The organism is Streptococcus sp. 27098_8_186 (genome assembly GCF_041432055.1).
Taxonomy (GTDB): domain Bacteria; phylum Bacillota; class Bacilli; order Lactobacillales; family Streptococcaceae; genus Streptococcus; species Streptococcus dentalis.
Window position 1 is genome coordinate 171,862 of sequence record NZ_JAPVYV010000001.1, and the last position, 12,448, is coordinate 184,309.

16 protein-coding genes and 1 other annotated feature are annotated in these 12,448 nt (G+C 41.9%); of the genes, 1 reads left to right on the plus strand and 15 read right to left on the minus strand.

What is annotated here, in order from left to right:
- Positions 1-5: 5 nt before the first annotated feature.
- Positions 6-93: a sequence feature (ribosomal protein L21 leader region), on the minus strand.
- A 137-nt stretch (positions 94-230) separates the two neighbouring features.
- From O3602_RS00820 to O3602_RS00830, 3 genes are read right to left on the minus strand one after another with little or no spacing between them, the layout of a single operon-like run.
- Positions 231-773, minus strand: a complete 543-nt coding sequence (locus O3602_RS00820) for a membrane lipoprotein lipid attachment site-containing protein (protein ID WP_070588905.1) — start codon at positions 771-773, stop codon at positions 231-233.
- A gap of 52 nt (positions 774-825) precedes the next feature.
- Positions 826-2,046 carry a tRNA uracil 4-sulfurtransferase ThiI gene (gene thiI / locus O3602_RS00825; RefSeq protein WP_049492008.1) on the minus strand — a complete coding sequence of 407 codons (1,221 nt, stop codon included), beginning with the start codon at positions 2,044-2,046 and terminating at the stop codon, positions 826-828.
- An 18-nt stretch (positions 2,047-2,064) separates the two neighbouring features.
- The gene (locus O3602_RS00830; protein ID WP_371610959.1) at positions 2,065-3,207 is read right to left on the minus strand and encodes a cysteine desulfurase family protein; all 1,143 of its coding nucleotides are present in this window, start codon (positions 3,205-3,207) and stop codon (positions 2,065-2,067) included.
- 192 nt (positions 3,208-3,399) lie between these two features.
- Between O3602_RS00830 and O3602_RS00835 the strand changes: the two genes are divergently transcribed.
- Positions 3,400-3,834 (plus strand): DUF6556 family protein, encoded by a 435-nt coding sequence (locus O3602_RS00835; protein ID WP_371610960.1) that lies wholly within the window; start codon positions 3,400-3,402, stop codon positions 3,832-3,834.
- A 19-nt stretch (positions 3,835-3,853) separates the two neighbouring features.
- Here the strand turns inward: O3602_RS00835 and O3602_RS00840 are convergent, their stop codons facing one another.
- The 12 genes from O3602_RS00840 to O3602_RS00895 form a co-directional block, all read right to left on the minus strand.
- Positions 3,854-4,063: a hypothetical protein gene (locus tag O3602_RS00840; protein ID WP_371610961.1), complete on the minus strand. Its 210-nt coding sequence runs from the start codon at positions 4,061-4,063 to the stop codon at positions 3,854-3,856.
- On the minus strand, positions 4,056-4,499 hold the full coding sequence (locus tag O3602_RS00845) for a hypothetical protein (protein ID WP_049515333.1): 444 nt from the start codon (positions 4,497-4,499) through the stop codon (positions 4,056-4,058). The genes O3602_RS00840 and O3602_RS00845 overlap by 8 nt, the downstream gene beginning before the upstream one ends.
- Positions 4,500-4,533: 34 nt before the next feature.
- The gene (locus tag O3602_RS00850; RefSeq protein ID WP_315940881.1) at positions 4,534-4,827 is read right to left on the minus strand and encodes a lipoprotein BUG3; all 294 of its coding nucleotides are present in this window, start codon (positions 4,825-4,827) and stop codon (positions 4,534-4,536) included.
- Positions 4,828-4,971, minus strand: coding sequence for a hypothetical protein (locus tag O3602_RS00855; protein ID WP_315940882.1), 144 nt, complete (start codon positions 4,969-4,971; stop codon positions 4,828-4,830).
- Between the two features lie 30 nt (positions 4,972-5,001).
- Positions 5,002-5,457 (minus strand): hypothetical protein, encoded by a 456-nt coding sequence (locus O3602_RS00860; protein ID WP_049515335.1) that lies wholly within the window; start codon positions 5,455-5,457, stop codon positions 5,002-5,004.
- 49 nt (positions 5,458-5,506) lie between these two features.
- Entirely contained in the window at positions 5,507-5,950 is a 444-nt protein-coding gene (locus O3602_RS00865) for a hypothetical protein (protein ID WP_371610962.1), read from the minus strand.
- Between the two features lie 446 nt (positions 5,951-6,396).
- Positions 6,397-7,467: a PotD/PotF family extracellular solute-binding protein gene (locus O3602_RS00870; protein WP_070506233.1), complete on the minus strand. Its 1,071-nt coding sequence runs from the start codon at positions 7,465-7,467 to the stop codon at positions 6,397-6,399.
- Positions 7,464-8,237, minus strand: coding sequence for an ABC transporter permease (locus tag O3602_RS00875; RefSeq protein ID WP_371610963.1), 774 nt, complete (start codon positions 8,235-8,237; stop codon positions 7,464-7,466). The genes O3602_RS00870 and O3602_RS00875 overlap by 4 nt, the downstream gene beginning before the upstream one ends.
- The gene (locus O3602_RS00880; RefSeq protein ID WP_371610964.1) at positions 8,234-9,040 is read right to left on the minus strand and encodes an ABC transporter permease; all 807 of its coding nucleotides are present in this window, start codon (positions 9,038-9,040) and stop codon (positions 8,234-8,236) included. The genes O3602_RS00875 and O3602_RS00880 overlap by 4 nt, the downstream gene beginning before the upstream one ends.
- Positions 9,021-10,178, minus strand: coding sequence for an ABC transporter ATP-binding protein (locus tag O3602_RS00885; protein WP_045759571.1), 1,158 nt, complete (start codon positions 10,176-10,178; stop codon positions 9,021-9,023). Before O3602_RS00885 ends, O3602_RS00880 begins: the two co-directional genes overlap by 20 nt.
- 208 nt (positions 10,179-10,386) lie before the next feature.
- Positions 10,387-11,283: a UDP-N-acetylmuramate dehydrogenase gene (murB, locus tag O3602_RS00890; RefSeq protein ID WP_049492025.1), complete on the minus strand. Its 897-nt coding sequence runs from the start codon at positions 11,281-11,283 to the stop codon at positions 10,387-10,389.
- 118 nt (positions 11,284-11,401) lie between these two features.
- Complete coding sequence (locus O3602_RS00895) at positions 11,402-12,382, minus strand: hypothetical protein (protein ID WP_049492027.1); 981 nt, start codon at positions 12,380-12,382, stop codon at positions 11,402-11,404.
- Positions 12,383-12,448 lie beyond the last annotated feature (66 nt).

Sequence of the window (12,448 nt, forward strand, 5' to 3'; positions counted from 1 at the left end):
CCCGTATTTTTGTGAAGACTCGCCTAGCATCGTGGGACGAACCACTTACTCTCATGGAAATGAGCGACGATGTTCGAGCGGTTGCACAGGCATGTGCATAGTCAACTCTCTAAGTATATCACTTCTATCAGACAAAGACAAGTATTTTTGCGCTTTGAAAGCGAATTTTCTTTGAAAAATCTATTTTTTGTATCTTGTAGTTTAAGATCGCATTCAAAACCTGCCTTCATCTACTTATCCTTAAATTTAAAGTCATTGAAGCTCATTTTGGCTTTAGACGAATCGTTCATCCCCTTCATTTTTTCTTCTTGTTCCTTAGTAATTTTTATCGGAATCGCTGCAGCAGTATTGGGTTTTAACACACCCGATTCGCTCACTTCATAGTCAACTGTGACATCTTTGAAAAGTGGCTCTCCATCATATTCCAAATTCAGGACAAAGGATCCATCACGATCGATGGTTGTGGTGGTGCGATTCACGATAAAGAACAAGGCGAAGCGGTTTTCCTCATTTCCAAAGGTATAGCCTGGGAAAAAGACAAATAATTTTCCAGGTTCTCCAAGCGTTGGATGTTCCTTGATAAATTTCTCAGATGCTTCCAAGACTTCGTTGTCCTGGTCTTTGTACTGGTCGGCTCTGACAAATGTGAGGGGTTCTTTTTTACTGCTGGTTGACTGGCTGGTCTTTTCTTCTTTTTTTGGGCCAGTAAATGATACTTTGACACAGCCTGTCAACAGTAACAAACTTGTCATTAAAACGATAATTTTTTTCATCTTGTCTCCTTTAAGTTGGTTAGAAAAAGAGGCTGGATACTCCCAGTCTCTCCTATAGCAAATCCTCGATCAGGTCATCGACCTCATCTTTTTCTGCTTTTGGTGTGATCTCTGTTACGATAATGCCTGCTACCGCACGCTCAACCAAAGCTTCCACATCCATCCGTTGCTCATACTGCTCCGCATTTTTGAGTTTCGGATTCGTCTTTGGACGGTCTGGCGCAAAGATGGTACAACAGTCTTCGAATGGCTGGATAGAAATTTCAAAGGTATCAATGGCTTGGGCAATATCGATGATTTCCAATTTGTCCATGGTCACTACCGGACGAATAACCGGCGTATTAGTCACTGCATTGATGGCCTGCATACTCTCTAAGGTTTGGCTAGCCACTTGTCCCAAGCTTTCACCATTGATAATCACCAAACCACCGCGAACCTCGCGAATGCGGTCTGTAATGCGCATCATAAAGCGACGAGTCAGGGTCATGAGGTAAGCTTCTGGCGCTTTTGCCTTGATTTCCTCTTGGATCTCTGTGAAGGGCACCTCGATAAATTGGATATTGCCCCCAAACTTGGTCAACTTCCGTGTTAAATCATGGGCTTTTTTAAGAGCTCCAGGGCTGGTATAAGGTGGGCTAGCAAAGTGTACTGCCTCAATGTCCACACCCCGCTTCAAGGCTAGGTAACCAGCTACTGGAGAGTCGATCCCACCAGAAAGCATGAGCATACCCTTGCCAGACGTACCAACAGGAAGGCCACCTGCTCCTTTAATGGTTTCATAAGAGATGTAGGCTGCTTCTTCTCGAATTTCAACTTGCAAGTTGATATCTGGTTTTTTCATCTGAGCTTGGATGGTTGGGATCGCTTCAAAGACCGCACCTCCCAAGGTTTGGTTGAGCTCGCGACTATCGAGTTCAAAGGTATGGTCACTGCGTTTACTTGAGATTTTAAAGGTCAAGCCTTCCTTGTAAATCTCCTTCATAATCTCTTGCACTGCCGCTTTTAAGGCTGGTACTGATTTTTCAATCTTGTAAACAGGTGAAAAATTTTGGATTCCAAAAACCTGCTTGAGGGATTCGGCTACTGGCTCATAATCCGTCCCATGCAGATAAGCATGCGCTCGATCGCGGTCCGCTGTCACTTTGACAGCTGGATAGATAGATAAAACATCTTGGATATTATTGCGAAGTTTATTGATAAAACGCATGCGGTTCTTTCCTTTAGTAGAAAGCTCTCCATAGCGAATCATAATTTCTGAATAGGTTAAGGTCATGTTGATTTCCTTCTAAAATTAACGTACTTTTCGTGTTTGTTCGTAAATCAGTTTGAACTTGGTCAAGAATTGCTCGACTTGGCTCATGTCATTTTCAAGATCGAGGCTCAAGCGGACAGCTGTCTGTGCAATGCTCTTGTCCACTCCCATAGCAATCAAGGTTCCAGCTGGCTTACCAGCTTTGGACGAGCAGGCACTGGTGGTCGAGATGTAAATATCAAACTCTTCAAAGGCATGGACCACTACTTCTCCACGAACTCCCTTGATCCCGAAAGTCAAGATGTGAGGCGCAAAGTGATCCTCACCAGAAAAGATAGTGACATCTGGATAGTTGGACAATTCTTTGCGAATGACTTCTTTCATCTGCTGGGTCTTGCTGGCAAAAGCTTCTTGGTTTTCCATGGCTAAGCGTAGGGATTTTGCTGTTGCTGCGATACCTGCCACGTTCTCGGTTGTCGAGCGCATTTCTTTTTCTTGACCACCTCCGGTTAAGAGAGGGGTGATCTTTTTACCTTCTTTGATGTAGACAAATCCAACTCCGCGAAGTCCATGGAATTTGTGACTAGAGAAGGTCGCAAAGTCCACGCGCTCTGGTAGATAAACTTCTGTAGCTACCTTTGCTAAAGCTTGAACCGCATCGACATGGAAACTAACCGTTGGACGATCTTCCAGAAGAGCCGCGATGTCATGGATGGGCTGGATGGAGCCAATCTCATTGTTGACGGCCATGACAGAAACCAAAGTCGTATCTGGACGGAGAAGGTTAGCCAAGGCATCCACCTTGACAAAGCCACGCGCATCCACAGGAGCGTAATCCACTTCGAATCCCTGTGTCTTTAACCAAGCAGCCGATTCCTTGATGGCAGGATGCTCGATGTCAGAGACAATGATATGCTTGCCATAAGGAGCTTTCTCAAAGGCGACACCTTTGAGGATCCAATTGTCCCCTTCTGTCCCACCAGACGTGAAGTAAATTTCCTCAGTTTTCTTGCCAATTAGCTCCGCAATTTGTTTCCGAGAAGCTTCCAAAATACGAGTAGCTTGACTACCTAGATTGTGCAAACTAGAAGGGTTGCCCCAGATCCGAGTCGCTACTTCTGTATAAGTCGCAAGGGCTTCTGGATAGGGTTTAGTCGTTGCTGAATTGTCAAAATAGATCATGTCCTACGCATCCATCACTTTCTTTTTACGTAACTTCTATTTTATCATTTCTAACCGCTTGGGACAAGGATTTGATAAAGAGAGACGCAGCAAAATCACTCTATAAAAATCAGTTCTTTTTAGACATTTTTCAGAAAATGACATATAATAGGAAAGTGTTAAAAAACAATTTTTGATAGAAAGAGAATGAACATGTCACAATATTCAAGAAGTAACAAAAACCAAAAACCTGAGGAAAAAGTTGATACAAGACCATCTCGCGGTGAGAAAGTCAAACAAGGTTTGTCCGTATTTCAAACGGTTGTAGCTACGATTGCCAGTCTCCTAGGGATTATCGTCACTTCCTTTACCATCATGAGCCTGCTCAATAAAGATAATCAAAAAACAGAAGACAAACCATCTAGTAGCACCAGCGTTGTCGTGGTTCACGATAAGGGATCTGACTCAAGCGCTACCAATACAGATACCAACACCAATACACAAACCAATTCAAGCAATACAGAAACAAGTTCACAAAAAGAAACCGATAGCTCATCTGCTACAGAAACCAGTTCATCTGCCGCACAAGACCAAGGTTCCACAGCAACAGACAGTGGCGCAGATACAGCCACATCTGGATCCAACTAAAAAATCAGTAAGGACAACCTTACTGATTTTTTTTGGCTTTCGATGCCAGCTTTTTCTGATTTTTATAGAAAGCATCTATCTCATTGTCGTACTCCCATTTGAGCGTTGAGTGATCTTCCTGGATTTGATCCAATTGTTTATATGGAAAGTTCATGGGCCTATCACGATAAGTTGATTCAGCTAATGAACCATATAGATTGTCAAAACTTCTCAAATGCCAATTACTCAAGTAATCTCCCCCCTATTCTAATGTCGGATCCTATATACATCTCATCTAAATTTAATGTATTGTCCTCATTAATTGGGATATCTACTCCCCAACTCGATTCTTCAATATTATTTATACCTCCATAAACATTCATATAATATTCAGGAGTTGTCAGTCCACCATCACTCCATTGTGTCTGATCCCAATCAATCTGAACGGATTCAACTTTTGAATTTTGTGCTTTGACTAAATCAATAACCTTCTGTTCGTGTTCTTTTAGGTAGTCAAGTTGTTCTTTTTTTATTTCTTCATCTGGTTTTTGTACGACTTTCTTCGAAGACGAGGCCGTTATCTTCTGTTCGGGTCTTTTGGTCAGGGTCATGATTTTTCCTCCAAGAAAAACCAGTCCTAGGATCGGTAACAAAATAATCAAAAATAGTTCCAGTTGTCTCTTCATAAATCCTCCTTACAGGCTTTGAATCTTCCAGTTCTTACTCAATATAATCACCCTTAATACTAATATTATAGCCCATACTGAAAGTCATCTTTTGATCAGAATCAAATACAACATCCACCCTCCATCCTGAATCTTCTAGCTGATTGACGGTACCAAAAATTTCTATGACCTCATCTCCACCTTGTGGTGTCCCATTTCCACCCTCAATCCATTGCGTTTCGTCCCAATAAATTTGAACAGATTCAATCTTTGAACTCTTCGATTTCACAAAATCGACGATTTCTTGCTCGTGCTCTTTGAGATAAGCGAGCCGTTTTTGTTTGATCACTTATATATCTTCTTTGGTGGAGGAAGTGGTGACAGTTTGTGCTTGTTTCTTATGAGCTTTTTGCTTTACAGTACAACCTCCAATACTTGTGAAAATAAGCATTAAAGCTAATAACTTAAGTGTACATTTCATTTTACTTTTCATTTTCCTCCTAACACTAATACTTCTATTTACTTAGGAAAAAATTTTCCAGCCACCATTTTCTTCGATATAGATATCATTAAGCATGCCCATTTTTTTGATAGTTGGTATGCTATTTTGATCTTCTAGGTAAAAATCAACGGAGAATTTTGTATTTTCTAATTGATTAATCTTACCAGAAATAGATAAATTGTATCCACCACCCTGAGGCGTTCCATTCCCAGACTCTTCAATTTGCATACTGTTCCAATCAATCTGAACGGATTTGATTTTCGGACTTTGACCTTTCACAAAATCAACAATTTCTTTTTCATGTTCTTTCAAATAGGCAATTTGTTTTTGCTTCGTCGCTTCTTTATCTTCCTTGGTTGTCGAAGGGGTTGCAATGGGTGCTGGTTTCGTTTGCTCTTTTGATTTTATTGTACATCCTCCTATACTTGCAAGGAGAGCTAATGTAGTGATTAATTTAAACGCCGTTTGTTTTATCATGTGCTATCTTTTTCTAAAACAGTTCTTTTTCAAAATGCATTATACTTGATCAGGAAATAGGCTTTCCGTCAATCGTAGGTTCATGGAGCATAAACATTTCTCGTAGCTTAATTGACTGATCATCATTAATTGGAATATCCACTCCCCATCCTGAGTTCTCGATATGATTAATGCGTCCAAAAATATTCATATAATATTCGGGAGTTGTAAGCCCACCATCACTCATCTGAGTTTCATCCCAATCAATCTGAACGGATTCGGCTTTCGGATTTTGGGCTTTCACAAAATCGATGATTTCTTGCTCGTGTTCCTTGAGAAAAGCGATTTGTTCTTTTTTTATTTCTTCTTCTGATTTTTGTACGACTTTCTTTGAAGAGGAGGCCGTTACCTTCTGTTCGGGTCTTTTGGTTAGATTCATGATTTTTCCGACAAGAAAAACCAGTCCTAGGATCGGTAACAGAATAATCAAAAATAGTTCCAGTCGTCTCTTCATCTCTTCTTCTCCAATCCTTCCTTTCATGACTGAATGGGACAGTCACTTTCCTTACTATTATAGCATCTTTCATTTGAATCTCAATCTAACTCACTAGTTAGAGACTATATGCAGCAATCATAAAAGAACTTTCGGGGTTCTTCTAGAATATAGGTAATCCTTTTTTACAAATAACAACCTAAGTGATGCTAAGAATTCAAATGTTGCATTTATGTAGAGTATCTAAATATATAATGAAACTTTCCGCTGTGAGAAAAGTGCTAGAAACACCATTGTTTCTAGCACTCGGGAGTTTTGAAACTTTAGGTTCAAAACTAAGTCATGGAACTTCGTGGATTGCTGAAATCATCCACTGGATAATTTCACCTAACGTCCGTATTCACTTAAGGAAAGTTTCTAAGAGGAGTTTATCTTCAATCAAAAAGGAACCCGAAGGTTCCTTTTTGTTATTTTCGATACATCTTGACCTGAAGGTAAAGATCGTTATAGACTCCAAGCAACTTCTTGCCTAATTGTTGATAGACTTCCAAATGGTCCAGTGTTTCATCGCTTGGATAGAAGGATTGGTCATCTTGGATTTCTTTTGGCAACATGGCTTTGGCTTTTTTATTTGGCGTTGAGTAGCCGACATAAAGAGCATTTTTCAAAGCATTTTTAGGACGAAGCATGAAGTTAATAAAGGCATATGCTGCTTCTTTATTTTTCACTGTTTTTGGAATGACAATGTTATCAAACCAAAGGTTGCTGGCTTCAGTTGGGACGACATAGCGAAGATCCTTATTGGCTTCGAGCATTTGGCTAGCCTCTCCTGAGAAAGTAACCCCAATAGCCGCATTGTTTTGGATCATATAGCCTTTCATCTCATCGGCCACCAAAGCTTTGATGTTTGGTGTCAAGGTGTAGAGTTTATCTACTGCCTCTTGCAATTTCTTTGGATCCTTTTCATTGAGGCTATAGCCCAAGGTATTGAGACCAATTCCCATGACCTCACGCGCACCATCGTACATCATGATGTCATTTCTGTACTCTTCACGCCAGAGATCTGACCAATGTTCAGGAGCATTTTTGACCATCTTGGTATTGTAGATAATCCCCAAGGTACCCCAGAAGTAAGGGACTGAATATTGGTTGCCCGGATCAAACGATTGGTTCAAGAGTTTTGGATCGATATTTTCCATCCCTTTGATCTTGGATTGGTCTAACTTTTCAACCAGATGCTCATCCATCATCTTAGCAATCATGTATTCACTAGGAATCGCAATATCGTAGGTGGTTCCCCCTTGCTTGATCTTAGTATACATGGCTTCGTTGGAATCAAAGGTATCATATTGCACCTGAATTCCTGTTTCTTTGGTAAATTCCTTGAGCAAGTCTGGATCGATATAATCTCCCCAGTTGTAAATGACCAGCTTGTCACTATTCTTGGTATTCATGCTCGCTTCGATCTGGTGGCTAATTCCCCAGAGGACCAGAATGACAAGGACAATCCCAGTTAGGAATGAATAAAGTTTTTTCATGCTGTTTCCTCCTTTTCACGGGTAATAAAGTAATAACCGATGACCAAGAGCACACTAAAGAGAAAGACGAGGGCGGACAAGGCATTGATACTGAGGGAGATCCCTTGACGCGCACGTGAGTAGATCTCTACAGACAAGGTTGTAAAGCCATTTCCGGTTACAAAGAAGGTCACGGCAAAGTCATCCAGAGAATAGGTAAAGGCCATAAAGTAGCCCGCAATAATGGCTGGTGTCAGATACGGCAACATGATCTCTTTGAGCATTTGCACTTGGGTAGCTCCCAAGTCATAGGCAGCATTGACCATATCCCGGTTCATTTCCTTAAGGCGCGGCAAAACCATCAAGACCACAATGGGAATCGAGAAGGCCACGTGACTAGCCAGAACTGATAAGAAACCTAGCTGGTACTTCACCGTCGTAAAGAGAATCAAGAAGCTGGCCCCGATCATAACGTCTGGCGCTACCATAAGAATGTTGTTGATGGAAAGCAATGGTCCTTCTAACTTCTTCTTAGATTGATAAATATAAATGGCTCCAAAGGTTCCGATCACCGTCGCAATCAAGGCTGACAAGAAGGCCAAGAGGAAAGTCTCTGATAAGATCAGCATCAGGCGACTATCTGCGAACAACTCATTGAAATGCTCAAGTGTGAAGCCTGTAAAGGCATTCATATCTCCCCCTTCATTGAAAGCATAAAAGATCAAATAGAAGATAGGAAGATAGAGAATCAGAAAGACGAACCCTAGATAGAAATGAGATACTTTTTTCATCGTTCTCTCCTTTCTCTCGTTGCCCACATGGTCAAGAGCATGGCAAGGATCAAAACAACTCCGATGGTAGAACCCATTCCCCAGTTTTGTGTGGTTAGGAAGTGCTGTTCAATCGCAGTCCCTAAGGTAATGACGCGGTTTCCACCGATCATCCGTGTCAACATGAAGAGACTCAGACTAGGAATAAAGACAGACTGCACACCTGAACGGACTCCATTCATGGACAAGGGGAAGACCACATGACGGAAGGTATCCCAACGATTGGCTCCCAAATCATAGCTGGCATTGATCAAGTTTGGATCTAAGTCATCTAAGACATTAAAGATTGGCAAAATCATAAAAGGCAACTCGATGTAGCTAGCTACAAAGATAAAGGAGAAATCGGTAAAGAGGATCTGCTGGGGAGCGACTCCGAGAAAGCTTAAAAAGCTATTAATAGAGCCGTCTTGACCAAAGATTCCGATAAAGGCATAGGCCTTGAGCAAGAGATTGACCCAGGTTGGCAAGACGATCAACATCAACCACAACTGCCGGTGTTTGAGCAGCGTCAAAAAGTAAGCAGTCGGGTAGGAGATCAAGAGCGTCACCAGGGTGACAATACCGGCATAAAGTACCGAATTAAAACTCATCTTTAAATAGGTCAAATTTTGCGAAGTAAAGAACTCTTTGTAGTTTTCAAGTGAGAACTGCCCTTCAACGTTAAAAAACGATTGAAAGATGATCATGACTACAGGAGCCAAAACAAAGAGAAAAATCCACAAGAAATAGGGGAGGATAAATAGATTAGAGGTTGTTTTCTTCATCTCTTTCCTCCTCAATGGCATTAATCAAACCAGCTTCTTGCTCTTCCACTTCAACGTACTCTTCGATCCGCGCATCGAATTCTTCTTCGGTTTCGTTGAGACGCATAACGTGGATATCTTCTGGTTCAAAGTCTAGCCCGATAACTTCTCCCACGATGGCCTTCCGAGTGGAGTGGATCATCCACTCATTTCCCAAATCATCATAGGCGATGATCTCGTAATGCACACCACGGAAGAGCTGGGTGTCCACCTTCACTTGGAGCTTGCCTTCTTCAGGAAGGGTGATTTGCAAGTCTTCAGGACGAATGACCACTTCAACGGGTTCATTTGGACGCATTCCCCCATCGACAGCTTCAAAGCGTTTGCCATTGAACTCAACCAAGTAGTCCTCGATCATGCGACCATCTAGAATGTTGGACTCCCCGATAAAGGTAGCTACAAAGTGGTTGATCGGTTCATCATAGATATCTACTGGTGTACCAGATTGGACGATCTCTCCTTCATTCATGACAAAGATCCAGTCACTCATGGCGAGAGCTTCTTCTTGGTCATGGGTAACAAAGACAAAGGTAATCCCCAAGCGTTGTTGCAATTCCCGCAACTCATACTGCATATCTGTCCGAAGTTTCAAGTCAAGTGCAGACAAGGGCTCATCTAAAAGGACCACTCGTGGTTCATTGATAATAGCCCGTGCAATGGCTACCCGCTGGCGTTGACCACCCGATAATTTTTGGATCGAGCGTTTTTCAAATCCTGCTAACTGGACCATTTTCAATACTTCTGAAACCCGACGTTCGATCTCAGCCTTGTCCAGCTTTTTCAAACGAAGGGGAAAAGCCACATTTTCAAAGACCGTCATATGCGGAAACAGGGCATAGGACTGAAAGACGGTGTGGACATCCCGCTTGTTGGTAGGGACATCATTGATCCGTTCCCCATCAAGGTAGACATCTCCAGAGCTAGCATCTAAAAGACCGGCAATTATATTAAGGATAGTTGATTTTCCTGATCCAGATGCACCGAGCAGGGTATAGAACTTCCCTTCTTCCAATTCAAAATTGATATCCTTTAGGACAACGGTTCCGCTATCTTCAAAGACCTTTGTAACATTTTTAAACTCAATAATTGGTTTTTTCAATTCACATAAATTCCTTCTTTACTACGATTACCAAACTGCTTTTCAAACGAAAACGCAGCGGCTGACAGGAAGACCTGTCAGGCCACCAATACCTCTCGGGGACTTACTAGACTGCCCCACCTATTTACGGTATCGATAGGCACTCACCCCCTTTCCGACTGATGCTATCGATGTTTACACTATCAATTATTCTTCAATACTAACGTTCTTAGGCTTGACCGATAATGCGAACTTCTGGTTCTAAACGAACGCCTGAGTGAGCCTCGACTGCTTCAATGACATGGGCGATCAGGTCTTCGTAGTCCTTAGCTGTTCCATTATCGACATTGACCATAAAGCCGGCATGTTTTTCAGACACTTCAACACCACCGATTCGATAGCCTTTCAAACCTGCTTCACTAATCAATTGACCTGCAAAATGACCGACAGGACGCTTAAAGACGGATCCACAAGAAGGGTATTCAAGGGGTTGTTTCAACTGACGAAGATGGGTCAACCGATCCATCTCCTGCTTGATTTGCTCGTGATTGCCAGGAGACAAAGCAAATTTGGCAGAGATGACGACAGCACCTGTCTCTTGAATCTTAGATTGACGGTAGCCAAAAGCTAGTTCACTCGCTGACAGAGTTTCGATCTCTCCGTCTTTGGTCAAGACCTTACAGGATACTAGGACATGCGCGATCTCTCCTCCATAGGCTCCCGCATTCATAAAGACTGCACCACCGACACTGCCTGGAATGCCACTAGCAAACTCAAAACCTTTCAAACTATGGTGCAAGGCCACATGGGTGGTGTCGATGAGTTTAGCACCTGCCTCTGCTTCGATCACATAACCATCCACACTGATGTCACGCAAGCGATCAAACATAATGACAAATCCCGGAATGCCCCCATCGCGGACAATGATATTGGATGCATTGCCCAGGACCATCCATGGAATTTGCTCTTGGTTGGCAAATTGAACGATGCGTTTTAATTCGTATTGGTTGCGGGGAAAGGCTAAAAATTCAGCATTCCCACCTACCTTTGTGAAGGTATAATGTTTTAAAGGTTCTTGAAAACGGATATCAATCCCTTCAAGAATTTGATTTATTTTTTCATTCATCTTTCTGTCTGTTCTCTCTCTATAAAAATACAAACTATTATACCAAATTTTTGACTATTTTTCGACCCTAAAAAACAAAAGAAGACCTATAATATTCAGGCCTTCCTTTTATCATTCATTATGCAATTTTACGAGCAATGGCACGATTCTTTTGTCCATCCAGAGCTGATTTGACCGAAATCCAAGCACCACCAAGAGTAAAGACAGCTAAGAGTGCTAGATTCAAGTAAAATTTATCAGGGACATCCCCTGAGAATGTCGCTTCATTGAGAAGCGTCCAGGACATATCAAATGGCAAATCCAGTTCACTCATAAGCGCCAAAGTATAATCTAATTGGTTGACCAAAAAGACGGTCAAGACCATCAAAATAGCTGAAACTACCACACCTTTTTTAGTCAATTTCTTACCAAGAATCTCATAACCTTTGATGGTACAATAACCGAGGGCAGCCCCTGCTAAAACAGATACATAGCCAAGACGCGCTACCAAGAGGGCAACTGCTCCACCGATGATTACACCGATCACAGCCCCTACAATCCCCAAAAGGAAGTTTTCTTCCCGCGCTTCATAAGCCTCAACTGTATCTTGCACTTCGGCTTGGTAGGCTCTAAAGGTTGCATCGTCGATTAAAAAGATCGCATCTCCAATTTGATACAGACCGATTGGTCCTTCCTCACCCGTTTCCGCATTCACTTGCACAAATTGGTGGTTGAGTAAGAAATCAACAATATCTTGGATAGCTGTCCATAAGGTTTCGACAGCCTTCCCTTTGATCATTCCACCTTTGACAACGATCGAGGTCAAGTAACCATCAGAAGAGATAGCATTAATGGCTTTTGATTGTTCTTTTAATTCATTCCAAAGAATTTCACTATCTTCGATCAAGTCTCCTTCGGAACCTTGTTTCACACTGAGTGAAATGGTAAATACATTCTTGGTTTGAGCGCCTTCAATGACCAACAAGAAGCCTTCACGCTCTCCATACATCACACGAGCTTCGCCATCAAATTGCAGACCAAGATCGGTAGCAATACTATATAAATATTCTGGTTTCATGTTTCCCCCTAGATTTTCAGGAAAGCTTGAGCTTTTCCCCATACTGTTCCCATTCTACCATAGGAGAAGCAAAAAGGACATATACATTCGTATACATCCTTCTTTCAT